A 26,224-nucleotide genomic window follows, 5' to 3' on the forward strand; every position below is an offset into this window, starting at 1 on the left:
CCGAAGCGCCGCTTCGTCCATTCGGGACAGGCGGCGCGGTTTGTTTCGGGGCGCTGTTGCTCCGGTCCATATCTGTCAAGGAGCGTGCCATGAAGGCGCTGACCAAGACGACTGTTTCGGCGAATGCCGGTACGGTCGAAAAGAAATGGGTGCTGATCGACGCCGAGGGTCTCGTTGTGGGCCGCGTTGCATCGATCATCGCCAACATCCTGCGCGGCAAGCACAAGCCGTCGTTCACCCCGCACGTCGATTGCGGTGACAATGTCATCGTCATCAACGCGGAGAAGGTGGCGTTCACCGGCAACAAGCTGCAGGACAAGCGTTACTACAAGCACACCGGTTATGCCGGCGGCATCAAGGAAACGAGCCCCGCGAAGATCCTCGAAGGTCGTTTCCCCGAGCGCGTGCTCGAAAAGGCTGTCGAGCGCATGATCCCGCGCGGCCCGCTCGGCCGCCAGCAGATGCGCAACCTGCGCATCTTCGCCGGCACCGAACATCCGCACGAAGGGCAGAACCCCGAAGTGATCGACGTCGCGTCGATGAACCGCAAGAACAAGGTGGGTGCATAATGGCTGACGAACAGACCATGACCGATCTCAAGGATCTCGCCGGCGCCGTCGAAGGCACCGTTGCCGCTCCGACCAGCAACACGCCGCTGCGCGAAAAGCAGGTCGACAAGCAGGGCCGCGCCTATGCGACCGGTCGCCGCAAGGACGCCGTTGCCCGCGTTTGGGTCAAGCCCGGCACGGGCAAGATCACCGTCAACGGCCGCGACCAGGAAGTCTATTTCGCACGTCCGACGCTGCGCCTCGTCATCAACCAGCCCTTCGGCCTGACCGAACGCGTTGGCCAGTATGACGTGATCGCTACCGTCAAGGGCGGTGGCCTCTCGGGCCAGGCTGGCGCCGTTCTGCACGGTATCGCGCAGGCGCTGACCCGCTTCGAACCGGCGCTGCGCAGCCCGGTCAAGGCGGCCGGCTTCCTGACCCGCGACAGCCGCGCGGTCGAACGTAAGAAGTACGGCAAGGCCAAGGCCCGCCGCAGCTTCCAGTTCTCGAAGCGCTAATACGCTTTTTCCGTCGACGGACGGAGAAGGAAGGGCGGTCCGGCAACGGGCCGCCCTTTTTCGTTGCGCGTTGAAGAAACGGGCCCGGCGTCATAGATTGGCGCCATGGTTTTCGACCTTCGCAGGGCCCTCCTCGCCAAGGAGGAAAAGGATACGGCGCGGCTGCTGGATTTCGAGTTCCGTCAGCGCGCACGGACCTTTCGCTTGCTGGCTGCTACGCTCGACCTCGACCCCGCCGTTCTGGTGCGCGAAATTGCGCTGCACGACGATCCGGCGATCCTCGATGCGCTCGCGAACGACCTGCCGATGTCGCGCGAAGAGCTAGGCCATCATTACGCGCGATGCCGGGCGGATGCTTATGCCCAGCTTGTCGGCGAGCTCGGCGACCCCACGCCGCACCGGTTCGGTTAGAGCAGGTCGAGGCTTCCGAGCGCGAGCGCCTGCCGCGCCGGGCGTTCGGCCATCACCGCGAACATCTCGTCGCCGCGCACCGTGCGTTCGACGCTCATCGACGCGAAGACGGCCATGAAATAGCCGCTGAGCGCCCCGACGCGATAGTCGGTCCAAAGCGCGTCGGGATCGGGATTGACGCCGCGCTGACGCAGTGCCGCGATCCAGTGGTCGAACGCCGGCCGGTCGGCCGCCGCGCGCTCGAACGGGTCGGCGATGCTGGTTCCGACCAGATAGGCAAGGTCGGTCGCGCCGCTGCCGCGTCCCAGCGTCTGCCAGTCGACGAGCCAGCAGCTCTCGCCGTCGGGCGCGAAGAGGATATTATCGATGCGCAGGTCGCCATGGACGATCGTCCGTGCGGCGGTCTGCCGCGAAAGATAGGCGTCGATCCGTTCGACGATCCCGGCGCCGAGGTCGAGCACTTCGGGGTCGAGCCGCTCCGCATAGCGCTCGCGAAAACCCACATAGAGCTGCGGAAACAGCGCGCGGATCACATCGCCATTGTCGCGCGCGAGCCAGGGCAGCGCGTCGAGCCGCGGATCGTTCCACAGCAGCGCGTGCAACCCGGCAGCAGCCTCGATGCAGGGAACCAGGCCTGCGAGCCCAAGCCCCGCGAGCTGGTCGCCCTGTCCCGCCGGAGCGAGATCCGAGAGGATCAGGATGAAATCGACATCGTCTTCGGCGATCTCGGCATGGTGGCACAAGGGCGCTGACACGCCGCTCCCGGCCGCCAGTTCGCGGTACCAGCTGACTTCCTTGACATAGGTGCCGGTAAGCTTGGCGATGTGGCGGCTTGCGTCATCGTGGCTCGGGCATTTGGCGACGACTGTGGCCGGTGCGCTCACATCGCCCGCCCAGTCGAGCGTCAGGCGGAAACTGTCGCACATCTGTCCGGTGCCGACCTTGGCGACAGCGAAGCCGCGCAGCGCCTCGGCCGGTTGTCCCAGCTTGTCCGCAAGCCATGCGGGCGACATTGCCTCGGGCGAGGTCGGGAAGCTCAAGCGACGGGATCCATCAGGCCGGTGAGGCCGGTGGGGCTATGCGGTCCCACGAACAATTGTTCGAGCACGCCGACGCCGCGATGCGTGCTGCCGCCGTCGGTCAACTCGGCGGTGACCAGCGCCTGGATATGCATCGCCAGCGGATTGCCCCAGCTGCGCTCGGCCTCGGTGAGTGTGTCGTGCGCGACCGCCAGTTCGGGGCCATGATCGAGGCCGTGCCCCCAGACCGGATGCGTGTAACCGAGCCCGCTCATCGCGAAGGCCGAGCCGGCCGGGATTAGCGTCAGCCTCTGGCCGTGGCCGAGATCGGCGGTCATTCGGGCGATGCGCCGCGATCCGCGTGACCACTCAATATCGAACGCGGCGTCGGCGAAATGCTGTTCGGTACCGTCTTCGCTGCTCTCGCTGTCGCTGACGATCACCGCGCGGCGGTTCCATGGGCTTCCCGCGCCGTCGTCGTTGCTATGGAAAAAGAGCGAGCGGTCGTCGAAATTGCACGGTGTCCACAGCCAGAAGAATTGGTTGAAATTGCCCTCGGGCGGCGGTTGCGGTTCGCTGGCGCCGACGGGACGCACGCCCCAGCTGCGGTCGCGCGTGCCGCTCCAGCCGTCGTCGAGATCGACGCGCTCGCCACCCACCGACAGCCAGCCCGACCAGCGGCCGTTCTGCGTCATGCGCGTATAGTCCATGAACAGCCGCGTGCCATTGCGACGGATGAAGCGCGGCTCCTCGATCGGGAAATGGCGGTTCATGAAACGCAGTTCGCCTTCGAGCGGACCGTCGTTCGGCGAAATATGGAGCGTCAGCACCTGCAGCGGGATGGCGATATCGAGGATGATCGGGCCGACCGACAGGTTCATCCGCTCACCGGCCGACCGGCGACTGGCGCGGAGATTATATTGGACGCCGTTCAGGATGACGCAAAAGCTGGCGTCGACGATGCCGAGCTGTGGATAGAAACCCATCGCCGCCGCAAAAAAGACCGACCCGTCGGGGCTGTAGCCGTTGAAGAAATAGCGGTCGTAGAAGTTGCGGTCGGTCCCGGCGAACGCGATCGGTTCGCTGGTCTGGTGCAACGGAAAATCGTCGCCTCGTGTCAGCATATGTCCTCGTCCCGTTTTTTCTTGCAACGTAACGGGAAGAAGGCGTGCGTCAATGCACCGGTGGATCAACCGGAGGCACCGCCCCGACGGGCGCGACCGGCTCGCCGGGGTCGCGCGGCGGCAGCGCGTCGGGCGGCACATCGTCGATCTGCATGTCGGGGGTTGGAACCTGTTCGAGGTTGCGCACGCGCACGTCGATCGCTGCGCCCTCGACGGTGAGGTCGTTGAAGCTGGGCGGGGTCGAGCGGATGCGTTGCGACAGCGTTCCCGCGCCGATCATGCGGACAGGACCGGCCGGTGTGTCCTTCACCAGATCGAAGGCATCATGGACATGCCCAGTGAGCACCGCTGCAATGCCGCGTTCCGCCAGCGCCGCGAGCGCGCGTTCGCCGCCGCGCGTCAGCGCGCGGCCCTTCGTGCCCGCTTCGACCAGCGGGTGGTGCGCGGTGACGAGCACCGTCGTGCCCCGAGGCAGCGCGTCGATCGCCGCGAGCGTCTTTTCCAGCGCGTGACGTGTCACCCAACCTTTTGACCAGTCGAGCCGCCATTGCGCGCGCGCGGTGGTCTTGAGCGGCACCACCGCGACACCCGCAAGGTCGAGCTCGCGTTCGACGAGCCGTTCAATCCCGCGAATACGGCGATAGGGATAGAAGAAGCGCTCGATGGGATTGAAATAGGGCAGATCATGGTTGCCGACCTCGACCGTCACCTTGACGTCGAGCGCACCGATCCAGTCGCACGCCGCGGCAAATTCACGGCTGCGAGCACGCATTGTAAGGTCGCCGGTGATCAGCACCGCATCGGGGCGTTCCGCCCGGACGCAATCGGTGAACCAGCCGAGCGCGGCGCGATCCTCCAGCCCGAAATGCAGGTCGCTGATATGGAAGAGCCGCGTCATGTCGTCGCGACGAAATCGACCGCGCTCGTCCCGAGCCCGAAGCGAGCGGGCGAGGCGGTTTCGCCGAGTTCGCCGTCATATTCGAGGCTGATCGGCGCTGCGCTTTCGAGGACGATCGTCTCGCCGCTGACGATCTCTTCGCTCGGCCCGTCTCGGAAATCGCCGCCGAGCCAGGCAAGGCCGTGACGGATTACATCGGCGGTGCCTTCGGTCAGGACGCCGTCGGCGCGGACACCTTGCGGCGTCGGGGTCAGGATGATCGCCGGATAGGCCCGTTCATGTCCGGCGACCGCGACTCCGGGTGCGTTGAGCATGGCATCGAGTGCGTCGGGCGCGGCGCGGCTTGCCTCGATCAACCCGTCCTGCCGCATAGTCTCGCGAACTTCGGCCCAGCGCGTTGCGGGGCCGGCAACGATGGTGATGAAGGCGTTGCCGTCGTCCGAGTGGATTGTCGGGATCGGCCGTCGCCGTCCTTTCCCCTGCAATGTGTCGGCCAGGATTTCGGGGGCCGGTCGGTCGCCGTGCAACGCCTTTGAGAGCAGGTTGAGTGTTCCGCCGGGTAGCGGCAGGACCGCGCCGTCCCAGCCGGCGGCCTTTGTCGCGGCGGCGTTGATCGTTCCGTCGCCGGTCCAGACGATGAGCAGGTCGATGTTTTGCCGGGTGAGTTCGGCGGCATCGGGGATATCGTCGCCGGGGAGCGCAAAAACGGCGGACAGCGGCGAACCGGCGGCGCGGCAGGTTTCGACGATCTCGGCGAGCATGGCGTCGTCATGGCTGCCGCTCTGGCTGTTGCAGACAAGAGCGGGGCGTGCGTAGGTGCTGGTCATCGCCCTATCCTACGCGCGAACGCCGAAAAGGTGTCCGTCTATATCGCGCCGCCGTCTTGTTCGCCGCCCCGCCGCCCTGTAGGGCGCGAAATATGGCGGGGCCGGTTTCCAAAGGACGACGGTTGATCAAATTCCTGTTCGTGGTGCTTTTGCTCGTGCTGTTGTTCGGCGGCGGCGCCAAGATGATCGTCGCGGGCGGCGCGAAGTCGCTCAACATGGCCGACCGACTGCTCGGGCAAGGCGATGGCGCGCGGCTGCTGCTCGCCGACCAGCCCTATGGCCGCGGGCCGCGCCAGTCGCTCGATATCTGGGTGCCCGAAAACGCCAAGGCGGACGACCGGCTGCCCGTGATCGTCTTCTTCTATGGCGGCGGCTGGGACAGCGGCGAACGCGACAGCTACGGCTTTGCCGGGCGCGCGCTGGCGCGGCAGGGCTTTGTCGTTGCGATCCCCGATTATCGGCTCGTGCCCAAGGCGCACTGGCCGGACTTTATCGAGGATAGCGCGGCAGCGGTTGCGTGGACGCATGAGCATATCGCCAAACTCGGCGGCGACCCCGACCGGATCGCGCTGATGGGCCATTCGGCGGGCGCCTATAATGCCGCGATGCTCGCGCTCGATCCGCAATGGCTGCGCGCGGCGAAGAGCGATCCGTCGATCATCCGCGGCGTCGCGGGACTGGCCGGCCCCTATGACTTCCTGCCGCTCGAAAAGGGCGGGCGGGGTGACCGCGCGATGGGCAAGGTCAAGCCGATCGAAAAGACTCAGCCGATCCATTTCGCGCGCGGCGATGCGCCGCCCCTGTGGCTCGCGACCGGCGACGAGGATGACACGGTCCGTCCGCGCAACAGCCAGAACCTCGCCGCCGCGATCGAGAAGGCGGGCGGGCCGGTGACGCTGCGCATCTACCCCGGCATGGGGCACACCGGCATCGTGATGGCGCTCGCCGCACCGTTCCAGAACAAGGGGCCGGTGTTCGAAGAGGCCACCGACTTTCTGCGCGGCGTGACCGGCCGCCGCATTGCGCCAGCGCCGGAGGCAGCGCAGTGAGCGCGCCGATCCCGGCGATCGTGCTGGCGGGCAGCCGGCCCGGTCCCGACCCTTTGCTTTCGGGAAGCGGCGTCTCGACCAAGGCGCTGCTGCCAATCGCCGGGCAGGCGATGCTCGTTCATGTCGTGAAGGCGCTCCGGGCTTCGCCCGAAGTCGGCGCGATCACGATTCTTGCGCAGAATAGCGCCGAACTCGCGGCCGAACCCGGACTTGCGGGCCTCGCCGACCTGCATTTCGTCGATTCGGGGCAGGGGATCAGCAGTTCGCTCGCCGCGGCGCTGCCGCCGGGCGACGATCCATTGCTCGTCACAACCGCCGACAATGTGCTGCTTCAGCCCACGATGGTCGCCGAATTTTTGCGCGGCGGCGCGGACAGCGACGTCGCGGTCGCGATGGTCGAGCGCGACATACTGCTCGCGCGCTACCCCGAATCGAAGCGCACCTGGCTCAAATTCCGCGGCGGCTGGTGGTCGGGGGCGAACATGTTCCGCCTGCGCGGGCGCCGCGTGCTGCCCCTGCTCGATTTCTGGGGACGCATCGAACGCGACCGCAAGAAGGGGCTGAAGATCGTCGCCGCCTTCGGCCCTTGGCTGCTCGTCGGCGCGCTGCTCCGCTTCTTCACGATCCAGCAAGGCGTCGCGCGCGCGGGGTTGCGGTTCGGCCTCAAAGCAAAGGTCGTGGCAATGTCCGAACCCGAGGCCTGCATCGACGCCGACAAGCCCGCCGACATCGAGTTGATCGAAGCGATATTTGCCGCGCGGCGGCAAGGCGCTATAGAGCAGCCCCTATGACCATCGACAAAGCCATCATCCTGTCGGCCGGGCAGGGCTCGCGCCTGCTGCCGCTGACCCGCGACATCCCCAAATGCCTGATCGAGTTCAACGGCCGCAGCCTCATCAGCTGGCAGGTCGCGGCGCTCGTCGCGAACGGGATCAAGGACATCGTCGTCGTCACGGGCTTTCGCACCGAACGCGTCGAGGACCATGCGCTACAGCTTTACCGCGACACCGGCGCGCGCATCCGCACGCTGTTCAATCCCTTCTTTCAGGTTGCCGACAATCTTGGCACCTGCTGGATCGCGCGCGAGGAGATGGACCGCGATTTCATCATCCTCAACGGCGACACCATCATTTCGGACGAGATCGTCGCAAAGCTGATCGCGGGCGCGAACGAGCCGATCAACGTCACCGTCGACGTCAAGGCCGACTATGACGATGACGACATGAAGGTGAACCGCGACGCCGAAGGGCGGCTGCATCACATCGGCAAGCGCCTGCTGCCCCCCGACACCAATGCCGAGTCGATCGGCATGCTGGCGTTCGTCGGCGATGGCCCGTCGATTTTCCGCAATCAGGTCGACCAGATGATGCGCACCCCCGACGGGGTCGAGCGCTGGTATCTGCGCGCGATCGACATCATCGCCAAGGGCAATCGCGTCGGCACCGTGTCGATCGAAGGGCTCGAGTGGCAGGAAGTCGACTTCCCTCAGGACGTCGAAGCCGCCGATGCGCTTACCGCGAAATGGGCCGAAGAAGGCCGCTACGCGAAATAGGGTTTGAGCCAGCCGGTGAGCGCGGCGACCTCTGCATCGCCCAGCTTCACCGCCTGCCCGAGGTCGGGCTGCGCGGGCCAACCGGCGTCGGCTACCGTCAGCCCGGCGCCAGAACGTTCGCCGTCGTAGCGCGGCAGGACGTGGAAATGGACGTGCGGGTCGACCATCATCAGCATCAGATAGTTGATCTTCGCATAGCCAACCGCTTGGCCGAGCGCGCTTTCGATGGCAGCGGTCGCGACTTTGAGTTCGGCATGCGCTTCGGCGGGCAGGTCGCCGAACGCGGTCGCATCGGATTTCGCTGCCAGCACGAGCGCGCCGAGCGTCGGCTGCGCGGGACGCAGCAGCACGACCCAATGCTCATATTCGGCGATCAGCGTCGCGGGGTGGCCGAATTTTGCGATGGTTTCGTTCATGCTTCTTCCATCCAGCTGACGATCGGGCGGCCCGACCGTTTGACGGCATAGGCCTGCACCAGCCGTACCGCATGGACGACGAGCGAGATGGCGGTCCACCATGCGAGCGCGATCAGCCCGATGTCGGGGCGGCCCGCGAGCGTTGCAAAAAAGAGGATCGCGAAGTTCGGGTTGCGGCGGGCGGTGACGAGACGGAAATCGCTGTCGAATTTCTGCCAGACATGGATGTCCATGCCGAAGTCCTTGATGAACAGCCCTTCGATCACGCGCTGGAGCACATAGCCTGCAACGACGGCGATCATCACAAGCAGGAAGGTCTGGTTCGAGAGCGCGAGGCCCCATGTGCCGAGTCCGACGCCCCAGAAATACCACCAGAAGGGCGGATGGACCAAGTCAACGCCATGGTCGGCGACATTGCCCCATTTGGACGAAGTGATCGTGCAGCGCGCGAGCTTTCCATCGACGGTGTCGAGCACCATGAAGATGAAGCCCGCGAGCATTCCAGTCCAGTAATGGCCGTAGGCGAACAAATAGGTCGCGTAGATGCACAGCGCCGCGCCGATCGCGGTGACCATGTTCGGCGTCATGCCGATGCTCGCGGCGCCGCGCGTCAGCCACAGGGCGAGCTCGGGCCACAGATATTTGGTGAGCGCGTCGGTGACGCCCTTGTAGGCGCCGAAATAGCTCTTCCGTTCGATCTCGCGCCGCGTTTCGGGAGTCAGCTCCCTGACGAAGGGCTGTTCGAGCTTGCGAAGCTGGCGGTTGTAGAGCTTGCGCCCGTCCGACAGGTCGATGACCGTCGCCGCCATCGGGTCGCTGCCGATCGGCACCTGTCCGATCACCGGCGCGCCGCCCCAGGCGAAAACCGTGCCCGGCTGCTCGATCACCCAGCGCAGGAGCATCGGGTCGAAGACATAGGCGAGATTGAAGACCAGTTCGTGGCCCGGCGCGAGCGGCTTGCCGTCCTTTTCTGCCATGCGGCGGCAGCGCTCGGCGTTGGTCATTCCCCAGATCGGGGTCGCGTTTTCGCCGAGCAGGCGGATCGGCGCGCTCATCGCTCCGCTCTCGCGAAATCGAGGATGATGTCGGCCTGCCGCACCGAGGCGGGGATCGGGAACTGGTCGATGGAATCGGTCATGGCGGCTTCCTGAGCATCAACAAAGCCCGGTTGCAAGTCCGCAGCCCGGGCAAGTGCGCCGGGCAGGTCTGCAATGTCCTCGATCACTTGGCCGAGATGCCAATGCGCAAACGCCGGATCGTCACGCCACGCGCACCGGTCGAGATTCAGAAAGATGCACGGGCGCGGGCGCAACAGGAATTCGTAAACCTGGCTGGACACATCGCCCAGATACACGTCCGAACTCATTGTATAGCTCATGTCGATCGAATGGTGGCTTCCCATGTCGACCTCAATGTGTGGCGCTTTGGTCGTGATCGGCGCTGTGCGCTGCGCCAGTTTTGTGTGCGGCGCGATGATGACGTTCCACCCGTCGAGCGCCTCGAGCGCGGCGAGCACTTCGGGGCCGTGCGCCGGCCACGACGACAGCGTCGCGTCGAAATGCGGATTGTAGAAGAGCACCGGCCGGTCATTGTCGAAATAGCGCTGCCGCTCGGCGCATATCTCGAACTTGGCATAGCCGCCCACGACGACATTGTCCGGTTCGGACAGCTTTTGTTCGATCATGCGCCGCCGGTCCTTTTCGCCGGCGACGAGCGTCAGGTCGATCAGCGCATGCCGCCGGCGATAACCGCCCTCGCGGTCGCCCGCGCCATGCTTGATGACGACGATGCGCGACGAAAAGCCGGGAATACGTTTCAACCACGCGCTCGAAATTTCGGTGGTGACCAGCACGGGAAATCGACGGATCGCGGAATAGTTGAGCAGCAGGGTCGCGAGCCGCGAAGGTTGGCGGAACAGCGAGTCGGGGCCGAAGGGCGGGCGGCGCAGCAGCACCGGTTCGAATCGGCCCTGAAGATCGTAGCTGAGCGCGAGATCGAGGATCTTGCGTGATGGCGACAGGATCGAAACCCGGACATCGTCTCGCCCGGCCAGCTCGAGCGCCGTCGGCAGCCAGTGATAAAGCTGCTGCGCTTCGGCGATGGCAAGAAAGGCGATGGGGGTCGGCAAGGTGGGCTCCGGTAGCGGGCGATTGGCGAAAAGGTTCGGGCGCATTCAGCCGGGCCCTGTCGCGATCTCGAAATCGAGCGTCTGCCAGCCTTTCCGCTCGGCAAGACGGGACAGTCTGGGACCGCGTCCGATCAGCCAGAATTCATTCGCCAACGCAAAGGTTGGCGCGTCGCTGGCGTGGTCCGAATAGGCGCGGATATGCGCCGCGCCGTCCGCCGCATTGGCATCGAGCCACTCGTTCACGCGCCGCGCCTTTTCAGCCCCATAACAATTCTCGCCATCGAGCTGCGGCAGCCAGTTTCCGTGGTCATCGCGCCGATGGCGCGTTGCGACAATCGCGTCGAACCCCAGTGCTTCGGCGATCGCGCCCGCGTAGAATTCGGGAGCCGCGGTCGCCATCAGCAGGCGGTATCCCTCGGTGCGGTCGCGCGCGATGCACGAGGCGGCGCCCGGCGGAACGTCGCGCGGGACTCGCCACGCTGCGAAATCTGTGGCGAGCTTCTCGGCGCGTTGGGGAGCAATGCTGGCGCCGAGCATCAGGCGAATGGCGGCAGGCTTGAACCGGTTGCGGCCATAGAGGCGCAGCGCATAACCGATCATCAACGCCGCAAGCACGGGAAGCAGCAGCAAGCGCCAACGGGCTTCGCTCCACGCCGCCCACAGCAGGAACAGCGTGAAGGTCGGCTTGCGCAGGACCGTGCGGTCGAGATCGTAGATCGCGACGCGGATTGGAACTGCGCCGCTCATCGCTCGGTCGATCCTATCAGGCGCAATTTTCGGGCCGTCTTGCCGAGCGAGGCGCGATCGGCGAGCGGCAGGGCAAAGCGCAGCGCGAGCCAGATCGCGGCCGCGGCGATCAGTCCAAGCAGGGGCAGCGACATGGCATCGGGTAGCAGGTCGGCGAACACCGCCGCCGTCCCGGCAACGAGCGTGATTGCAACCCCACGCAAGGCCACCGCCGGAAATTGCGTATCGAAAGGATGCAGCTTCTCGATCATAGCGAGCTGCAACGTCGGGATCGCCGCCATCACGACAAGCCCGATCGCCGTCGCCAGCGTCACTCCGGTCAGCGGATCGAGATGGCCGACGATCAGCCAGCCCGAGCCAATCGCGACGGCAACGCCGAAGATGCTTGCGGTGAGTTGCTGGCGGAAAGCCGCGACGACCTGAAGCACCGGCGCCGAAATGCCGAGCACGGCTTCGGCGGCGCGCGCGAACAGCAGGATGACGAGCGCGCCCTGTGCGGCTTGTGCGCCATGCCCGAACAGCCCGAGCAGCGATGCGCTGCCCGCGGCGAGCACTGCCGCCAGCGGCAGCGCGATCGCCGAAATCAGTCGCGTCGCATAGGCGTAAATGTCGGCAACCTGCCGCCGGTCCTCGCGCTCGGCGCTCGCGGCGAGCGGCGCCATGACATAGGTGAAGGCGATACGCACAAGCTGGACGACGCTCGACAGCTTGCGCGCGATCGTGAAGAGCCCGGCCGCCGCCGCGCCCGCCGCGCCGGGGAGCAGCATGTTGAGGATCAGCGCGGGTGCATCGCCGAACAGCCGCGTGATGATGTTCGACGGCAGGATCGAAAGCCCTGCCCAGAAAGTGTTGCGCGTCGTCTCGGTGGCCCAGGGCCCAGCCCACAGATCGGCAAAGCTATAGTGACGCGCGAGCAGGCGCACGCTGAGCGCCGCGGTGATTGCGAGCGAGCAGAGATGTGCGAGGAACAGGCCTTTTAGACCCAAGCCGAAGGCAAAAAATACCCCGGCGAACACCAGCCGCAACATCTGTTCCCAGACGATCCGCAGCCGGATTTCGGCGCCGAAAACCATGCGTGCGCGGAGCGCCGACGTCGCGATCTCGACGAAAGCCCACAGCGGCAACGCCCAGACGAAGACGCGGATCGCCGGCGTCACAAGTTCGCGGTCATGATCCGCAACATTGAGCAGCGGGCCGAGATCGGCGGCAAGCACGGCGATGATCGCCGCGACGATGATGCAGGGTCCGACGCCGAATATCATCGCGGTGCGCAGCGCCGCCGCGGCCTCGGCGTTGCTCGCCGATTGCGGCACGGTGCGCTGCATCGCGCTTGTCATGCCGAGGTCGAAGATATTTTCGAGCAGGTTCACCGCCGCCCACAGCACGGCATAGAGGCCATAGCCGGCGAGGCCGAACATCAGGACATAGAGCGGCTGGGCGACGATCTCGACCACGGCGCCGAGGCGCGCCAGCACGGTCGTGCCGAGCCCGCGCGCGACGCTGCGGCTGGTTACGGCGGGTTGGGCGACGTCTTCGCTCATCGTTGCCGCACCTAGCGACTCGTCCGCCGCGCCGCCAGCCGCTTTCGCGCTTTGGGGCCCTTCACCCTCTTGTCGACTCTGCCTTTCGGGTCTAGGCAGCGCCCAATTGCATAGGGAACCCCGCGATATGGCCCAATTCGTCCTGCCCAAGAACAGCCGCCCGCAAAAGACGGGCAAGGTCCACAAGGCCGAGGGCGCGACCGCCGTCAAGAAATTCAAAGTCTATCGCTATGACCCCGACAAGGGCCAGAACCCGCATTTCGACACGTTCGAGATCGACACCGAAAAATGCGGTCCGATGGTGCTCGACGCGCTCATCAAGATGAAGAGCGAGCAGGATTCGTCGCTGACCTTCCGCCGCTCGTGCCGCGAAGGCATCTGCGGCAGCTGTTCGATGAACATGAACGGCAAGAATGGCCTCGCCTGCACGACCGCGATCGAGGATCTGAAGGGCGACATCACGATCACCCCGCTGCCGTCGATGGACGTGATCAAGGACCTCGTCCCTGACTTCACCCATTTCTACGCGCAATATGCGTCGATCGAACCGTGGCTGAAGACCAAGACGACGACGCCGAGCGGCAAGGAACGGCTCCAGTCGCCCGAAGAGCGCGAAAAGCTCGACGGCCTCTATGAGTGCATCCTCTGCGCCTGCTGCTCGACGAGCTGCCCCAGCTATTGGTGGAACAGCGACAAATTCCTCGGCCCGGCGATCCTGCTTCAGGCCTATCGCTGGCTCGCCGACAGCCGCGACGAGATGACCGGCGAACGGCTCGACGAACTCGAAGATCCGTTCCGCCTCTATCGCTGCCACACGATCATGAACTGCGCCAACGCCTGCCCGAAGGGTCTGAGCCCCGCACGCGCGATCGCGGAGATCAAGAAGTTGGAAGCCGAGCGGCACGTCTGATGCGGATCGGGCTGCCAGCGCTGGTCGCGCTGGCGCTCGCTGGCTGCGCCGCCAATCCCAAGGTCGAATATGTAGAGATGCCGCGCACCTATGCGCATGGCATCGGTGGGGCGACCTTCCTCGTCGGCGGCGGCTTCGACCCCGGGCGCTCGCCCGACGGCAACAGCCTGATCCTCTACGGGCCCGAAGGCGCCTTCGTCATCGACACCGGGCGTCATGCCGAACATCTCGCGTCGATCAGGCGCGGGCTGAGCGGGATCGGCATGACCCCGGTCGCGATCATCAACACGCACTGGCATCTCGATCATGTCAGCGGCAATTCGGCGCTGAAGGCGGAATTTCCGGATGTCAAAGTCTATGGCACGTCGGCGATCGACGGCGCGTTGACCGGCTTCCTCGCGAAGAGCGCCGAAGCATCGCGCAAGGCGCTCGCCGAGGGCTCCGTCCCGGCAAGCGCGATTGCGGAGGTCGAGGGCGATCTTGCGACCATCGCGCGCGGAGCGGAGTTGCGGCCCGATATCGTCGTCGACGAATCGCGCGACATGGCGATTGCAGGCCGACCGCTGTCGCTACGCGTCGCGCGTCATGCCGTGACGACACGCGACCTCTGGATATATGATGCAGCGGAGAAGCGCGCGATCGTTGGCGATCTGGTGACGATTCCCGTGCCCTTCCTCGACACCGCCTGTCCCGAGGGTTGGCTCGCGGCGCTCGATGAGGTCGCCGCGTCGGGTGCAGAGCAGATCGTTCCTGGTCACGGCCCGATCATGCCGATTACCGATTTCAACGAGTGGCACGTCGCGTTCGGCGATTTTATCGCTTGCGCCAAGGGGACGGGCGCGCTTGAGACCTGTTCGGCCGGCTGGCTCACGGGCGCTGCAAAATGGATCGGCAGCGATACCGTGCGGGCAAAGGCGATGGCCGATTATTATGGCGAGCTTGTGCGCTCGAAGAAACTGGACGGATATTGCAGGGTATGAACGACGGGATCGAGGAGCCGAAGCGCCGCGAATATTTCAGTGCCGAGGAACTGGACGGCGGCTGGATCAGCTGGGATCTCAAGGACGCAACGCGCTTCAACAGCTTCATCGAGCCGCTGACCGTTCGGGTCGAGGCGCCGACCGAGGATGGCCGCCCGCGCGCAAGGGTGCGGATGTTGCCCGAACGCAAGCACAGCAATCTCGGCGATAATGTTCATGGCGCGGTGACGCTCGCGCTCGTCGATATCGCACTGTTCGCGGCATCGCACCAGTTCGGTTCGCTCAATGCCGGCCATTCGGTCACGCTCGACCTGTCGACACAGTTCGTCGGCGCGGGGCGGGTGGGCGAACCGCTCGATGCCGTGGTCGAGCTCGTCCGTGAGACCGGCCGGCTGATCTTCCTGCGCGGGCTCGTCGTGCAGGGCGAGGGTGACAGCCATATCGTGCTGAGTTTTGCCGGGGCGATCCGCAAGGCGAGCCAGAAGTGACGACCGTCCTTGCGGCCTATGACGCGCTCGTCGCGGCGAGCGAGCTTCGCCCCGACCCCGAACAGCGCGCCGCCGCCGAGCGGTTGAACCAGCTCCAGGCCGAACTCGAAGCGGTGCCCAAGCGCGGCAGCCTGCTCTGGCGCCTTGCCGGGCGCAAGCCGGAGGCGCTGCGCGGCGTCTATCTGTGGGGTGCGGTCGGGCGCGGCAAGTCGATGCTGATGGATTTGTTTTACGACCAGCTGAATATCCAGCGGAAGCGGCGCGTCCATTTCCATGCCTTCATGCTCGACGTCCACGCCCGGATGCGCGAGGTTCGGAAGAGCGAGAGCGGCGATCCGATCCCGCTCGTTGCCGATGCGCTCGCCGAAAATACGCGCTGCCTCGCGTTCGACGAGATCGTCGTGAATAACAGCGCCGATGCGATGATCCTGTCGCGCCTGTTCACCGCGCTGATCGACCGCGGGGTGACGATGGTCGCGACGTCGAACCGCCCGCCGAAGGACCTCTATAAGGACGGGCTCAACCGCGAGCATTTCCTGCCCTTTATCGCGCTCGTCGAAGAACGGCTCGACGTGATGAGCCTGAATGGCCCGACCGACTATCGCCGCGACCGATTGGGCGATGGCGCGCGCTGGTTCGTCCCGGCGGACGACGCGGCGAGCGCGGCGCTGTCGGCGGCCTTCTTTCGCCTGACCGACTATCCGCCCGAGGACCGCGCGCATGTCCCGACGCTCGAGCTCGATGTCGGCGGCGGGCGGACGCTCCACGTGCCCAAGGCGCTGAAGGGCGTCGCGGTCTTTTCGTTCAAGAAGTTGTGCGGCGAGGCGCGCGGTGCGGCCGATTATCTCGCGGTCGCGCGCCATTTCCACGCCGTCATTATCGTCGGCATCCCGCGCATGGGGCCCGAAAACCGCAATGAGGCTGCACGCTTCGTCACGCTGATCGACGCGCTCTACGAATATAAGGTCAAGCTGCTCGCGAGCGCGGCGGCGATGCCCGACCAGCTTTATATCGCGGGGGACGGGGCGTTTGAATTCGAGCGCACGGCGAGCCGCCTCGCCGAGATGCAGTCGGATGATTATCTGGCGCTAGGCCACGGCCAGGAGGACGCCGCTGGCAATCTTCCCCCAGCGTGACGAATTCACTGTGACGGCGATGAGGTTGCGGACGTAGCGCACCTCGTGCGCGAGATGGCCATACGCCTGCTCGATCGTGCGGCGGAGTGTGCGCAGCGGTTTGGGCGCGGCGACCGCGATCCGGGCCGGGCGTTCGGGCGGTCCGGGCAGGGTGGCGAAGCCACCGCTCGTCACGCGGGCATCATCGGCGACGGCACGGCACAAAGCCTCCATTCGCGAAATCGCGAGGCGGTTGGGGACTTCGCGGTCGCGGCTCAATAGTTCGAAGCTGTGGCTGAACGCCGAAAACTGGATCGCGCCGCTCGCCGCGCTGTGATCGAGCGCGTCGCGCATCTCTTCCTCGGACATCGCGCAAAGCTGTGCGGGACGGAAGCGGCTGGTGCGGTCCATCAATCCGCTCACCGGCACTTCGCAGACGCCCTGGTGGATACGCATGCCCAAATTGCCTGGGTCGAGCGAAATGTCGCAGCCATGACCCTGCCAGGCGCCGTTGAAACTGCTGTCGAATCGGAAACCCAGCGCCGCCAGCGCACGCAACGTGTCGTCGTTGGCGCCGAAATTGCCGGCGCGAAAAGCAGTGGGTCTGGGCGCGCCGGCGCCGATCAATATATCGCGCGCGAGCGCGATCAGCTTCTTTTGCGCCGCGAGCGGGAAATCGCCGATGTTGCGGCCGGTCAGCCGCCCGACCGGGTTGAAGCGTGCGAAGGCGAGCCATTCGGTGTGGATATGGACCTGCACCTCGTGCCCGCGCGTGACAACCGGGCGGACGATCGCGTCGATCACCGCGGGGCCATAGACGAGCGCGGGCATCGGATCGATGAAGAAGACGCCGGTCAGCCCATGGCGCTGGAGCATATCCATCTGGAAATGGATGCCGAAATCGCCGTCGCGGCAGCGGCCGAGGATCGAGCTTTCGAAATTGGCGCGCGCGTCGGCGCCGCGCTGATAGAGGCCGGCAGACAATTCGGTGTCAAAGCTGATAATTGCCCGGGTCACGCCTTCGCGCCTAACAATACTGCGATAAGGGAGAGTTAACCGGCCCCGCGGGATATCCCGTCTGTCGCGCCATGCTTTCGCCAAGCTAGCATAGGGCGCCTGGGTGGGACAACCCGGCCAAAGATCCATCTTTTCCGGCAGGACAATATGGTGTCAGCATTGCCCGAGCATCATATCCTGTCGCACTTTACCTCCATTCGCATGTGGGTAGGGGGACTCGTGACACGGCTTATAGTTATTGCGAACTATTAGCAAAGAAAGGCTGTTTTTCGTCCTTTTCGCGGTTGTTTCCTTAAGGGAATCGGCGTAGGGGCGTCGCCAGTCTTGGGACCGGAGCGGAGCTTTAGCCCGTGCTCCCGCCGGTCCGTGAACCAATGCCGGGCTTGCCACGAAGGAGTGCCGCGCGCCATGGGACGCAAGAAAATCGCTTTGATCGGAGCCGGGAATATCGGCGGAACGCTGGCCCTTCTCGCCGCGCAGAAAGAACTGGGCGATGTCGTCCTGTTCGACGTCGTCGAAGGCGTGCCGCAGGGCAAGGCGCTCGACCTGTCGCAGGTCGGACCGATCGCGGGCTTCGATGCGAAGATCACCGGCTCGAACGATTATAAGGATATCGTGGGCGCCGACGTCATCATCGTCACCGCCGGTGTCGCCCGCAAGCCGGGCATGAGCCGCGACGACCTGCTCGGCATCAACCTCAAGGTCATGAAGGCCGTCGGCGAAGGCATCAAGGCGAACGCCCCCGACGCGTTCGTCATCTGCATCACCAACCCGCTCGACGCGATGGTCTGGGCGCTGCGCGAATTCTCGGGCCTCCCGCACAACAAGGTCGTCGGCATGGCCGGCGTTCTCGACTCGGCGCGTTTCAGCCACTTCATCGCCGACGAGTTCGACGTGTCGGTGAAGGATGTGAACACCTTCGTGCTCGGCGGCCACGGCGACACCATGGTTCCCGTCGTCCGCTATTCGACCGTCAACGGCATCCCCGTTCCCGACCTCGTCAAGATGGGCCTGTCGTCGCAGGACAAGATCGACGCGATCGTCAAGCGCACGCGTGGCGGCGGCGGCGAGATCGTCGCTTTGCTCGGCACCGGCTCGGCTTTCTACGCCCCCGCGGCCTCGGGCATCGCGATGGCCGAAGCCTATCTGGGTGACCAGAAGCGCATCCTGCCCTGCGCCGCCTATGTCGACGGCCAATATGGCCTCGACGGCCTGTACGTTGGTGTGCCTGTGCTGATCGGCGCCGGCGGCGTCGAGAAGATTGTCGAGATCGAACTCGATGACGCCGACAAGGCGGGCCTGCAGGTCTCGGTCGACGCGGTCAAGGAACTGCTCGAGGCATGCAAGAATCTGGATCCGTCGCTGGCATGATATCGCGCATTGCCATCCTGGCGCTTGGCTTGGGCATCGCCCAAGGCGCCTCCGCCCAGTCCGTGACGCTGACGGTCAAGGACGGGCGGGCGCTGGTCGTCGGCGGCGAGACGCTTCTCGGAGCGAATCTTGCCGCCACCGATCTCGATGGTGCCGCGATCGTGGCGGAGTTCGGGCGACTTTGCGCGGACCCCGAGACGGTTGGCGACCGGGTAGCATCATCACCCCTCCGCTTGTCGGAGGCCGATGCTGTATTCCCCGCCGAGGGCAAGCAGGGCGAGGCACGGGTCAAGCAGTGGCGCGGTTCGGCAGCGACCGTGTCGGTATGGACCGGTGACGATGCCAACCTCAAGAATCGTGCGATCACGATGCCGAGCCGTGCTGGCGCGACGACGGGACCCTATGGTCCGTTTCGTGCCTCCGGCAAGCAGTGCAATCTGGTGTTCGGCGTTCGCGATTTCGCGAGCGTCGCCCCCATCATCGAGGCGCTTCGGACCACCTATGGCGAACCGGGCAAGCTGGTCGTCAAAAATACTTTTGCCGATGGCTTCTGGGCGGTGAGCACGGGCGGCGTATCCGCGCGCGTCAATCTAAACGCGCCGACAACACGAAACGGACCGCAGCCGGTGCATCTGTCGATGCAAATGGTCGAGCCAGCGACAAAGTGACGATTTGAGCCCATCCCGTGGGCCTCTCCAAGGAGTTAGACAGGTTATGAGCATCCTCATCGACAAGAATACCAAGGTCATCACGCAAGGGATGACCGGCGCGACCGGTACCTTCCACACCGAACAGGCGCTCGCCTATGGGACGCAGATGGTCGGCGGCGTGACGCCGGGCAAGGGCGGCACGACGCATATCGGCCTGCCGAACTTCAACACCGTTGAAGAGGCGAAGGCCGCGACCGGCGCGACCGCGAGCTGCATCTATGTTCCGCCGCCGTTCGCCGCCGACTCGATCCTCGAGGCGATCGATGCCGAGATGGAGTTGATCGTCTGCATCACCGAAGGCATTCCGGTGCTCGACATGGTCAAGGTGAAGCGCGCGCTGTCGGGTTCGAAATCGCGCCTGATCGGCCCGAACTGCCCTGGCGTTCTGACCCCCGGCGAGTGCAAGATCGGCATCATGCCCGGCAGCATCTTCTCGAAGGGCAGCGTCGGCGTCGTTTCGCGCTCGGGCACGCTCACCTATGAGGCCGTGTTCCAGACGACGAACGTCGGCCTCGGTCAGACGACCGCGGTCGGCATCGGCGGCGACCCCGTCAACGGCACCAACTTCATCGACGTGCTCGAACTCTTCCTTGCCGACGAAGCGACCAAGTCGATCATCATGATCGGCGAAATCGGCGGCGACGCCGAGGAGCAGGCCGCACAATTCCTGATCGACGAGGCCAAGCGCGGCCGCAAGAAGCCGATGGCCGGCTTTATCGCGGGCCGCACGGCGCCTCCGGGGCGTCGCATGGGTCATGCCGGCGCGATCGTGTCGGGCGGCAAGGGCGACGCCGAAAGCAAGATCGCGGCGATGGAAGCCGCTGGCATCAAGGTGTCGGCGAGCCCGTCGGAACTCGGCTCGACGCTGGCCGAAGTGCTGAAAGAACGCGTCTGACCGGACGGCCCGCCGGCACCCTTTGCCGGCGGGCCTTCGCTCCCCATATAAAACCCACCCCTACCTCCCCGTGGAAATGCAGATGAACCTCGAACGACAAAGCTTCGACATCGACGAGCCGCAGGCCGGCCCGAGCTGGGCGCCGAAGAACTGGCCCCAGATCGACAGCGACGACCTGACCGCCGCGCTCGACCCGCAGCAGATGCAGGTCGCGGTGAAGGCCGCCGCCGCAAAGGCGGGTGCGCCGTTGTCGAATGCCGAAGTCGAGCGCGCCGCGGACGATTCGATCCGCGCGATGATGCTGATCCGCACCTATCGCGTGCGCGGCCATCTGGCTGCCAACCTCGATCCGCTCGGGCTCAGCCAGCGCGAGCTGCCCGCTGACCTCACGCCCGAATATCACGGCTTCGTCGGTGCCGACCTCGACCGTCCGGTGTGGCTTGGCGGCACGCTCGGCCTCGAGCGCGCGACGGTGCGCGAGATCGTCGCGATCCTGCGCGCCAATTATTGCGGCAATGTCGGCCTCGAATATATGCACATCGCCGACATCGAGGAGCGCCAGTTCCTGCAGGAACGGATGGAAGGCGCCGACAAGATCATCGAATTCTCGGTCGAGGGCAAGCGCGCCATCCTGAGCAAGGTGATCCAGGCCGAGGAGTGGGAGAAATTCCTCGCGCGCAAATATGTCGGCACCAAGCGCTTCGGCCTCGACGGCGGCGAGAGCATGATCCCAGCGATGGAAGCGATCATCAAATATGGCGCGCAATATGGCGTGCGCGAGATCGTCTATGGCATGGCGCATCGCGGGCGCCTCAACATGCTCGCGAACGTCATGGCGAAGCCCTATCAGGTGATCTTCCACGAATTCGCCGGCGGATCGGCGAACCCCGACGACATCGGCGGTTCGGGCGACGTCAAATATCACCTCGGCACCTCGACCGACCGCGAATTCGGCGGCGCGTCGGTGCATATGTCGCTCGTCCCCAACCCGTCGCACCTCGAAGCCGCCGATCCGGTCGTGCTCGGCAAGGTGCGCGCGCAGCAGGTTGTGCGCGACGACCTTGAAAAGCACGAGCAGGTGCTGCCCGTGCTGATCCACGGCGACGCGGCGTTCGCGGGGCAGGGGATCGTCTGGGAATGCCTCGGCTTCTCGGGTATCCGCGGCTACAACACCGGCGGCTGCATCCACTTCATCGTCAACAACCAGATCGGCTTCACGACCAGCCCGCAATTCGCACGCTCGTCGCCCTATCCGTCGGACGTCGCAAAGGGCGTGATGGCGCCGATCCTGCACGTCAACGGTGACGATCCGGAGGCGGTGACCTTCGCGTGCAAGCTCGCGATCGATTTCCGCCAGCAGTTCAAGCGCGACGTCGTGATCGACATGTGGTGCTATCGCCGCTTCGGCCATAACGAGGGCGATGAGCCTTCGTTTACGCAGCCGCTGATGTACGGCGTCATCCGGCAGCATCCGCCGGTGTCGCAGCTGTGCGCCGCAAAGCTCGAAGCCGAAGGCGTGATCGACGCGGGCTGGGCCGATGCCCGGCGCGCCGAATTCACCACGCGGCTCGAAGAGGATTTCGAAGCGGCGAAGAGCTACAAGCCGAACAAGGCCGACTGGTTCGCAGGCCGCTGGTCGGGGCTGCACGCCCCCGCCGATCCCGAAAATGCGCGCCGCAACATTGCGACCGGCGTATCGGACAAATTGTTCGACGCGATCGGCCGTACGCTAACGACGATCCCCGACAATGTCGAAGTCCACAAGACGCTCCGCCGCGTGATCGACGCGCGCGGCGCGATGTTCGCCGACAAGAGCGACGGCGAAGTGTTCGACTGGGCGACCGCCGAGAGCCTCGCCTTCGGCACCTTGCTCAGCGAAGGCTATCAGGTCCGCTTGTCGGGTCAGGATTCGGGCCGCGGCACGTTCAGCCAGCGCCATGCGGTATGGGTCGACCAGAAGACCGAGGATAAATATGTCCCGCTGACGACCGTGCCGCACGGCCGGTTCGAAGTGCTCGACAGCCCGCTCTCCGAATATGGCGTGCTCGGCTTCGAATATGGCTATGCGATGGCCGATCCGAAGAGCCTCGTGCTCTGGGAAGCGCAGTTCGGCGACTTCGCCAACGGCGCGCAGATCATGATCGACCAGTTCGTGGCATCGGGCGAAGCCAAGTGGCTCCGCGCCAACGGCCTCGTGATGCTGCTGCCGCACGGGTATGAAGGGCAGGGGCCCGAGCATAGCTCGGCGCGCCTCGAACGCTTCCTTCAGCTCTGCGCCGGCGACAATATCCAGGTGTGCAATATTTCGACCCCGTCGAACTACTTCCACGTTCTGCGCCGCCAGATGCTGCGCCCGTTCCGCAAGCCGTTGATCATCATGACGCCGAAGTCGCTGCTTCGTCACAAGCTGGCGGTGTCGCAGCGTTCGGACTTCATCGGCGACGCGCATTTCCGCCGCCTGATGTCGGATCGTACGCCGCCCGCGGACAAGGACGTCAAGCGCGTCGTGCTCTGTTCGGGCAAGGTCGGTTACGACCTGATGGAAGCGCGCGATGCCGCGGGCCTCACCGACACGACGGTCGTTCGCGTCGAGCAGATCTATCCGTTCCCGGGTGAGCCGCTCGCGGTCCGTCTGAAGCGCATGCCGAACCTCGAAGAGGTCGTCTGGGCGCAGGAAGAACCCCGCAACAATGGCGCGTGGTTCTTCGTCAACGAACTGATCGAGGAAGCGCTGACCGAGGCGGGCCACAAGGGCATGCGTCCGCGCTATGCCGGACGCGCCGCCGCGGCCTCGCCCGCGACGGGCCTGATGAGCCGCCACCAGACCGAACAGTCGGCGCTCGTCGCCGATGCGCTTGGCCTGTCGGTTCGCGCCGAAATCCGCCGTACGAAGAATAAAGCTTAAGCCCCCAAGGAACTGCACCTATGAGCACCGAAGTCAAAGTCCCCACGCTGGGCGAAAGCGTTACCGAAGCGACGATCGGCGAATGGCTGAAGAAGCCCGGCGAAGCCGTCGCGCTCGACGAGCCGATTGCGAGCCTTGAGACCGACAAGGTCGCGGTCGAAGTGCCGTCGCCCGTCGCGGGCGTGATGGGCCAGCAGCTCGCTGCGGTCGGCGATACGGTTAATGTCGGCGCGGCGATCGCGACGATCGAAGCCGGCGGTGCCGCTGCAGCCCCGGCCCCCGCCGCTGCCGCGCCTGCCCCCGCACCGGCCGCGAAGGCCGAAGCCGCTGCGCCGGCGCCCGCCGCAACCGCAGCACCGGCTGCCGAAAGCGTCGACACCGTCACGACCATGTCGCCCGCTGTTCGCCGCCTCGTGCTCGAGCACGGCGTCGACCCGACGAAGATCCAGGGCAGCGGCAAGGATGGCCGTCTGACCAAGGAAGATGTGCTCGCAGCCGCGAACAACGCGCCGGCCGCCGCCCCGGCTCCGGCAGCAGCTGCCGCCGCGCCCGTCGCCAGCGGGATCCCGGGGCGCCACGAAGAGCGCGTCAAGATGACGCGCATGCGCCAGACGATCGCGAAGCGTTTGAAGGCGGCGCAGGACACCGCCGCGATGCTGACGACGTTCAACGACGTCGACATGTCGGCGGTGATGGCGACGCGCGACAAATATCGCGAAAGCTTCGAAAAGAAGCATGGCGTGCGCCTTGGCTTCATGAGCTTCTTCACCAAGGCGGTCGCACTCGCCGCGCATGACATTCCGGCGGTCAACGCGCGCATCGATGGCGACGAGATCGTCTATCACGACTATCTTGACGTGTCGGTCGCGGTCAGCGCGCCCAACGGCCTCGTCGTTCCCGTCGTGCGCAACGCTGACAGCCTGTCGTTCGCCGACATCGAAAAGGCAATCGCCGACCTCGGCAAGCGCGCCAAGGACGGCACGCTGACGATGGACGACATGACCGGCGGCACCTTCACCATTTCGAACGGCGGCGTGTTCGGCGGCCTGATGTCGACCCCGATCATCAACCCGCCGCAGTCGGCGGTGCTCGGCCTCCACCGCATCGAGGATCGCCCGGTCGTCCGCAATGGTGAGATCGTGATCCGTCCGATGATGTATATCGCGATGAGCTATGACCACCGCTTGATCGACGGCCGCGAAGCGGTGACTTTCCTCAAGACGATCAAGGAAGCGATCGAGGATCCGACGCGCCTGCTGATCGATCTTTGATCCGATGATCATCCTTTCTCCCCGCACCATTCTGGTCTTCGCCGCAGCTGCTGCCCTGACGGGTTGCAGCGAGGGCGAAAGCCAGATGCAGAAGGGGTTCGAGGACGGGTTCAAGACGCAGTTTGTGGAAAAGTTCGACAGCTCGTGCCGCACCGCGGCAGAAGGTGCCGGCGCCCCCGCAAAGTTGGTGGCTGATGTCTGCAAATGTGCGGCGGACGAATTGGTCAAGAAATACAGCGCATCGGAACTGATGAGCCTGTCGCCCGAAACGGCGGAGCCGGTTATGAAGTCGTGCGCCGCGAAATCCGGGCTGCCCATTTGAGCGGATTCGCTCTTCCGGGCCCAGGCAGAAAATTGAGGTAGATTGAACATGGCTGATTACGACTACGACGTCCTTGTCATCGGTTCGGGCCCCGGCGGTTATGTCGCGGCGATCCGCGCGGCGCAGCTGGGCCTCAAGACTGCGTGCGCCGAAGGGCGCGAGACGCTGGGCGGCACCTGCCTCAACGTCGGCTGCATCCCGTCGAAGGCGATGCTCCACGCGTCGGAATATTTCGAGGCGGCTGCCGGCGGCGCGATGGCGAAGATGGGCATCAAGGTGAAGCCCGAACTCGACCTGCCGACGATGCACGGCCAGCGCATCGATGCGGTGAAGGGCCTGACCGGCGGCATCGAATTTCTGTTCAAGAAGAACAAGATCGACTGGCTGAAGGGCTATGCGCAGTTCACGTCGAAGGACAGCGTCGAAGTTGCGGGCAAGGCGTATCGCGCCAAGAATATCATCATCGCGACCGGCTCGTCGGTCACCCCGCTTCCGGGCGTCGAAGTCGATAACGACAAGCAGGTCATCGTCGATTCGACGGGCGCGCTCGAACTCGCCAAGGTTCCCGGCCATATGGTCGTGATCGGCGGCGGCGTGATCGGGCTCGAACTCGGCAGCGTGTGGCGCCGCCTCGGCGCCAAGGTCACCGTGGTCGAATTCCTCGACCAGATCCTGCCCGGCATGGACGGCGACGTCCGCAAGGAAGCGAACAAGATCCTCAAGAAGCAGGGCATGGAATTCAAGCTCAAGACCAAGGTCACATCGGCCACGGTCAAGGGCAAGAAGGCCGTGCTGACGCTCGAACCCGCAGCCGGCGGCGACGCCGAAACGCTCGAAGCCGATGTCGTGCTCGTGTCGATCGGCCGCCGCCCGAACACCGATGGCCTCGGCCTCGACAAGGCGGGCCTCGCGGTCAACCAGCGCGGCCAGATCGAAACCGACCATGATTTCTCGACGCAGGTCCCCGGCATCTGGGCGATCGGCGACGTCATCCCCGGCCCGATGCTCGCGCACAAGGCCGAGGACGAAGGCATCGCCTGCGCCGAAAATATCGCCGGGCTGACCGGCATCGTGAACCATGATGTCATCCCGTCGGTCGTCTACACCTGGCCTGAAATCGCCGGTGTCGGCCTGACCGAAGAGCAGGCGAAGGAAAAGGGCGAGGTCAAGGTCGGCAAATTCCCGATGCTCGCGAACAGCCGCGCCAAGACCAACCACGAACCCGACGGATTCGTGAAGGTGATCGCCGATGCCAAGAGCGACCGCGTCCTCGGCGTGTGGTGCATCGCGAGCGTGGCGGGCACGATGATCGCGCAGGCCGCACAGGCGATGGAATTCGGCGCGACGTCCGAAGATATCGCTTACACCTGCCACGCGCATCCGACGCATAGCGAAGCGATCAAGGAAGCCGCGATGGCGGTGACGGGCAAACCGATCCACACCTGACCGAAACGATAATGGG

General features: G+C 65.2%; 27 protein-coding genes. 17 read left to right on the forward strand and 10 right to left on the reverse strand.

Features of this window, described 5'->3' with window-relative positions:
- Positions 1–89: 89 nt before the first annotated feature.
- From rplM to GGC65_RS16555, 3 genes are all read left to right on the forward strand, one after another.
- Complete coding sequence (rplM, locus tag GGC65_RS16545; protein WP_192648158.1) at positions 90–569, forward strand: 50S ribosomal protein L13; 480 nt, start codon at positions 90–92, stop codon at positions 567–569.
- Complete coding sequence (gene rpsI, locus GGC65_RS16550) at positions 569–1,066, forward strand: 30S ribosomal protein S9 (RefSeq protein ID WP_192648159.1); 498 nt, start codon at positions 569–571, stop codon at positions 1,064–1,066. Before rplM ends, rpsI begins: the two co-directional genes overlap by 1 nt.
- A gap of 105 nt (positions 1,067–1,171) precedes the next feature.
- Positions 1,172–1,477, forward strand: a complete 306-nt coding sequence (locus tag GGC65_RS16555) for a hypothetical protein (protein ID WP_192648160.1) — start codon at positions 1,172–1,174, stop codon at positions 1,475–1,477.
- On the opposite strand, the gene GGC65_RS16560 is transcribed toward GGC65_RS16555, so the two are convergent.
- Genes GGC65_RS16560 through GGC65_RS16575 form a run of 4 tightly spaced genes read right to left on the reverse strand, consistent with a single transcriptional unit; the run spans position 1,474 to position 5,345 of the window.
- Entirely contained in the window at positions 1,474–2,517 is a 1,044-nt protein-coding gene (locus GGC65_RS16560; protein ID WP_192648161.1) for a phosphotransferase, read from the reverse strand. The genes GGC65_RS16555 and GGC65_RS16560 overlap by 4 nt on opposite strands.
- Complete coding sequence (locus GGC65_RS16565) at positions 2,514–3,620, reverse strand: hypothetical protein (RefSeq protein WP_192648162.1); 1,107 nt, start codon at positions 3,618–3,620, stop codon at positions 2,514–2,516. Before GGC65_RS16565 ends, GGC65_RS16560 begins: the two co-directional genes overlap by 4 nt.
- Before the next feature lie 49 nt (positions 3,621–3,669).
- Positions 3,670–4,518 carry a metallophosphoesterase family protein gene (locus GGC65_RS16570; protein WP_192648163.1) on the reverse strand — a complete coding sequence of 283 codons (849 nt, stop codon included), beginning with the start codon at positions 4,516–4,518 and terminating at the stop codon, positions 3,670–3,672.
- The gene (locus tag GGC65_RS16575; RefSeq protein ID WP_192648164.1) at positions 4,515–5,345 is read right to left on the reverse strand and encodes a diacylglycerol/lipid kinase family protein; all 831 of its coding nucleotides are present in this window, start codon (positions 5,343–5,345) and stop codon (positions 4,515–4,517) included. The genes GGC65_RS16570 and GGC65_RS16575 overlap by 4 nt, the downstream gene beginning before the upstream one ends.
- Before the next feature lie 122 nt (positions 5,346–5,467).
- Here GGC65_RS16575 and GGC65_RS16580 point away from each other — a divergent pair, with 122 nt between their 5' ends.
- The 3 genes from GGC65_RS16580 to GGC65_RS16590 are packed head-to-tail and all read left to right on the forward strand — an operon-like array spanning position 5,468 to position 7,946.
- On the forward strand, positions 5,468–6,394 hold the full coding sequence (locus tag GGC65_RS16580; protein WP_192648165.1) for an alpha/beta hydrolase: 927 nt from the start codon (positions 5,468–5,470) through the stop codon (positions 6,392–6,394).
- Complete coding sequence (locus GGC65_RS16585) at positions 6,391–7,185, forward strand: nucleotidyltransferase family protein (protein ID WP_192648166.1); 795 nt, start codon at positions 6,391–6,393, stop codon at positions 7,183–7,185. Before GGC65_RS16580 ends, GGC65_RS16585 begins: the two co-directional genes overlap by 4 nt.
- Entirely contained in the window at positions 7,182–7,946 is a 765-nt protein-coding gene (locus GGC65_RS16590) for a sugar phosphate nucleotidyltransferase (RefSeq protein ID WP_037517822.1), read from the forward strand. Before GGC65_RS16585 ends, GGC65_RS16590 begins: the two co-directional genes overlap by 4 nt.
- On the opposite strand, the gene GGC65_RS16595 is transcribed toward GGC65_RS16590, so the two are convergent.
- The 5 genes from GGC65_RS16595 to GGC65_RS16615 are packed head-to-tail and all read right to left on the reverse strand — an operon-like array spanning position 7,934 to position 12,778.
- On the reverse strand, positions 7,934–8,362 hold the full coding sequence (locus tag GGC65_RS16595; protein ID WP_192648167.1) for an HIT family protein: 429 nt from the start codon (positions 8,360–8,362) through the stop codon (positions 7,934–7,936). The genes GGC65_RS16590 and GGC65_RS16595 overlap by 13 nt on opposite strands.
- Entirely contained in the window at positions 8,359–9,417 is a 1,059-nt protein-coding gene (locus GGC65_RS16600) for a CDP-alcohol phosphatidyltransferase family protein (protein WP_192648168.1), read from the reverse strand. Before GGC65_RS16600 ends, GGC65_RS16595 begins: the two co-directional genes overlap by 4 nt.
- Positions 9,414–10,490, reverse strand: coding sequence for a glycosyl transferase (locus GGC65_RS16605; protein ID WP_192648169.1), 1,077 nt, complete (start codon positions 10,488–10,490; stop codon positions 9,414–9,416). The genes GGC65_RS16600 and GGC65_RS16605 overlap by 4 nt, the downstream gene beginning before the upstream one ends.
- Before the next feature lie 45 nt (positions 10,491–10,535).
- Positions 10,536–11,237, reverse strand: a complete 702-nt coding sequence (locus GGC65_RS16610) for an HAD family hydrolase (protein WP_192648170.1) — start codon at positions 11,235–11,237, stop codon at positions 10,536–10,538.
- Positions 11,234–12,778: a lipopolysaccharide biosynthesis protein gene (locus GGC65_RS16615; RefSeq protein ID WP_192648171.1), complete on the reverse strand. Its 1,545-nt coding sequence runs from the start codon at positions 12,776–12,778 to the stop codon at positions 11,234–11,236. Before GGC65_RS16615 ends, GGC65_RS16610 begins: the two co-directional genes overlap by 4 nt.
- A 127-nt stretch (positions 12,779–12,905) precedes the next feature.
- Between GGC65_RS16615 and GGC65_RS16620 the strand changes: the two genes are divergently transcribed.
- Genes GGC65_RS16620 through zapE form a run of 4 tightly spaced genes read left to right on the forward strand, consistent with a single transcriptional unit; the run spans position 12,906 to position 16,292 of the window.
- On the forward strand, positions 12,906–13,688 hold the full coding sequence (locus GGC65_RS16620; RefSeq protein ID WP_192648172.1) for a succinate dehydrogenase iron-sulfur subunit: 783 nt from the start codon (positions 12,906–12,908) through the stop codon (positions 13,686–13,688).
- Positions 13,688–14,668 (forward strand): MBL fold metallo-hydrolase, encoded by a 981-nt coding sequence (locus tag GGC65_RS16625; protein ID WP_192648173.1) that lies wholly within the window; start codon positions 13,688–13,690, stop codon positions 14,666–14,668. The genes GGC65_RS16620 and GGC65_RS16625 overlap by 1 nt, the downstream gene beginning before the upstream one ends.
- Positions 14,665–15,156: a PaaI family thioesterase gene (locus GGC65_RS16630; RefSeq protein ID WP_192648174.1), complete on the forward strand. Its 492-nt coding sequence runs from the start codon at positions 14,665–14,667 to the stop codon at positions 15,154–15,156. The genes GGC65_RS16625 and GGC65_RS16630 overlap by 4 nt, the downstream gene beginning before the upstream one ends.
- On the forward strand, positions 15,153–16,292 hold the full coding sequence (gene zapE / locus GGC65_RS16635; RefSeq protein WP_192648175.1) for a cell division protein ZapE: 1,140 nt from the start codon (positions 15,153–15,155) through the stop codon (positions 16,290–16,292). The genes GGC65_RS16630 and zapE overlap by 4 nt, the downstream gene beginning before the upstream one ends.
- Here the strand turns inward: zapE and GGC65_RS16640 are convergent.
- A complete protein-coding gene (locus GGC65_RS16640) occupies positions 16,245–17,288 on the reverse strand; it encodes a polysaccharide deacetylase family protein (protein WP_192648176.1) in 1,044 nt (347 codons plus the stop codon). The two genes, zapE and GGC65_RS16640, sit on opposite strands and share 48 nt — an antisense overlap.
- 408 nt (positions 17,289–17,696) lie before the next feature.
- On the opposite strand from GGC65_RS16640, the gene mdh reads away from it, so the two are divergent.
- The 7 genes from mdh to lpdA all read left to right on the forward strand — a co-directional run bounded on the left by mdh (position 17,697) and on the right by lpdA (position 26,208).
- A complete protein-coding gene (gene mdh, locus GGC65_RS16645) occupies positions 17,697–18,659 on the forward strand; it encodes a malate dehydrogenase (protein ID WP_192648177.1) in 963 nt (320 codons plus the stop codon).
- Entirely contained in the window at positions 18,656–19,327 is a 672-nt protein-coding gene (locus GGC65_RS16650) for a hypothetical protein (protein WP_192648178.1), read from the forward strand. Before mdh ends, GGC65_RS16650 begins: the two co-directional genes overlap by 4 nt.
- Before the next feature lie 46 nt (positions 19,328–19,373).
- On the forward strand, positions 19,374–20,264 hold the full coding sequence (sucD, locus tag GGC65_RS16655; RefSeq protein WP_037517798.1) for a succinate--CoA ligase subunit alpha: 891 nt from the start codon (positions 19,374–19,376) through the stop codon (positions 20,262–20,264).
- A gap of 82 nt (positions 20,265–20,346) precedes the next feature.
- On the forward strand, positions 20,347–23,169 hold the full coding sequence (locus GGC65_RS16660; RefSeq protein ID WP_192648179.1) for a 2-oxoglutarate dehydrogenase E1 component: 2,823 nt from the start codon (positions 20,347–20,349) through the stop codon (positions 23,167–23,169).
- Positions 23,170–23,189: 20 nt separating this feature from the next.
- A complete protein-coding gene (gene odhB, locus GGC65_RS16665) occupies positions 23,190–24,440 on the forward strand; it encodes a 2-oxoglutarate dehydrogenase complex dihydrolipoyllysine-residue succinyltransferase (protein ID WP_192648180.1) in 1,251 nt (416 codons plus the stop codon).
- Positions 24,441–24,444: 4 nt separating this feature from the next.
- Complete coding sequence (locus GGC65_RS16670) at positions 24,445–24,762, forward strand: hypothetical protein (protein ID WP_192648181.1); 318 nt, start codon at positions 24,445–24,447, stop codon at positions 24,760–24,762.
- Positions 24,763–24,810: 48 nt separating this feature from the next.
- Positions 24,811–26,208: a dihydrolipoyl dehydrogenase gene (lpdA, locus tag GGC65_RS16675; protein ID WP_192648182.1), complete on the forward strand. Its 1,398-nt coding sequence runs from the start codon at positions 24,811–24,813 to the stop codon at positions 26,206–26,208.
- The last annotated feature ends 16 nt before the right edge of the window (positions 26,209–26,224 follow it).

Source organism: Sphingopyxis sp. OAS728, from assembly GCF_014873485.1.
Lineage (GTDB): Bacteria > Pseudomonadota > Alphaproteobacteria > Sphingomonadales > Sphingomonadaceae > Sphingopyxis.

Bases quoted from the DNA above. Each gene is read 5' to 3' on its own strand.
- rplM (WP_192648158.1), top strand. From the start codon at position 90: ATGAAGGCGCTGACCAAGACGACTGTTTCGGCGAATGCCGGTACGGTC.
- rpsI (WP_192648159.1), top strand. From the start codon at position 569: ATGGCTGACGAACAGACCATGACCGATCTCAAGGATCTCGCCGGCGCC.
- GGC65_RS16555 (WP_192648160.1), top strand. From the start codon at position 1,172: ATGGTTTTCGACCTTCGCAGGGCCCTCCTCGCCAAGGAGGAAAAGGAT.
- GGC65_RS16565 (WP_192648162.1), bottom strand. From the start codon at position 3,620: ATGCTGACACGAGGCGACGATTTTCCGTTGCACCAGACCAGCGAACCG.
- GGC65_RS16570 (WP_192648163.1), bottom strand. From the start codon at position 4,518: ATGACGCGGCTCTTCCATATCAGCGACCTGCATTTCGGGCTGGAGGAT.
- GGC65_RS16575 (WP_192648164.1), bottom strand. From the start codon at position 5,345: ATGACCAGCACCTACGCACGCCCCGCTCTTGTCTGCAACAGCCAGAGC.
- GGC65_RS16590 (WP_037517822.1), top strand. From the start codon at position 7,182: ATGACCATCGACAAAGCCATCATCCTGTCGGCCGGGCAGGGCTCGCGC.
- GGC65_RS16595 (WP_192648167.1), bottom strand. From the start codon at position 8,362: ATGAACGAAACCATCGCAAAATTCGGCCACCCCGCGACGCTGATCGCC.
- GGC65_RS16600 (WP_192648168.1), bottom strand. From the start codon at position 9,417: ATGAGCGCGCCGATCCGCCTGCTCGGCGAAAACGCGACCCCGATCTGG.
- GGC65_RS16610 (WP_192648170.1), bottom strand. From the start codon at position 11,237: ATGAGCGGCGCAGTTCCAATCCGCGTCGCGATCTACGATCTCGACCGC.
- GGC65_RS16615 (WP_192648171.1), bottom strand. From the start codon at position 12,778: ATGAGCGAAGACGTCGCCCAACCCGCCGTAACCAGCCGCAGCGTCGCG.
- GGC65_RS16620 (WP_192648172.1), top strand. From the start codon at position 12,906: ATGGCCCAATTCGTCCTGCCCAAGAACAGCCGCCCGCAAAAGACGGGC.
- GGC65_RS16625 (WP_192648173.1), top strand. From the start codon at position 13,688: ATGCGGATCGGGCTGCCAGCGCTGGTCGCGCTGGCGCTCGCTGGCTGC.
- GGC65_RS16630 (WP_192648174.1), top strand. From the start codon at position 14,665: ATGAACGACGGGATCGAGGAGCCGAAGCGCCGCGAATATTTCAGTGCC.
- mdh (WP_192648177.1), top strand. From the start codon at position 17,697: ATGGGACGCAAGAAAATCGCTTTGATCGGAGCCGGGAATATCGGCGGA.
- GGC65_RS16650 (WP_192648178.1), top strand. From the start codon at position 18,656: ATGATATCGCGCATTGCCATCCTGGCGCTTGGCTTGGGCATCGCCCAA.
- sucD (WP_037517798.1), top strand. From the start codon at position 19,374: ATGAGCATCCTCATCGACAAGAATACCAAGGTCATCACGCAAGGGATG.
- GGC65_RS16660 (WP_192648179.1), top strand. From the start codon at position 20,347: ATGAACCTCGAACGACAAAGCTTCGACATCGACGAGCCGCAGGCCGGC.
- odhB (WP_192648180.1), top strand. From the start codon at position 23,190: ATGAGCACCGAAGTCAAAGTCCCCACGCTGGGCGAAAGCGTTACCGAA.
- GGC65_RS16670 (WP_192648181.1), top strand. From the start codon at position 24,445: ATGATCATCCTTTCTCCCCGCACCATTCTGGTCTTCGCCGCAGCTGCT.
- lpdA (WP_192648182.1), top strand. From the start codon at position 24,811: ATGGCTGATTACGACTACGACGTCCTTGTCATCGGTTCGGGCCCCGGC.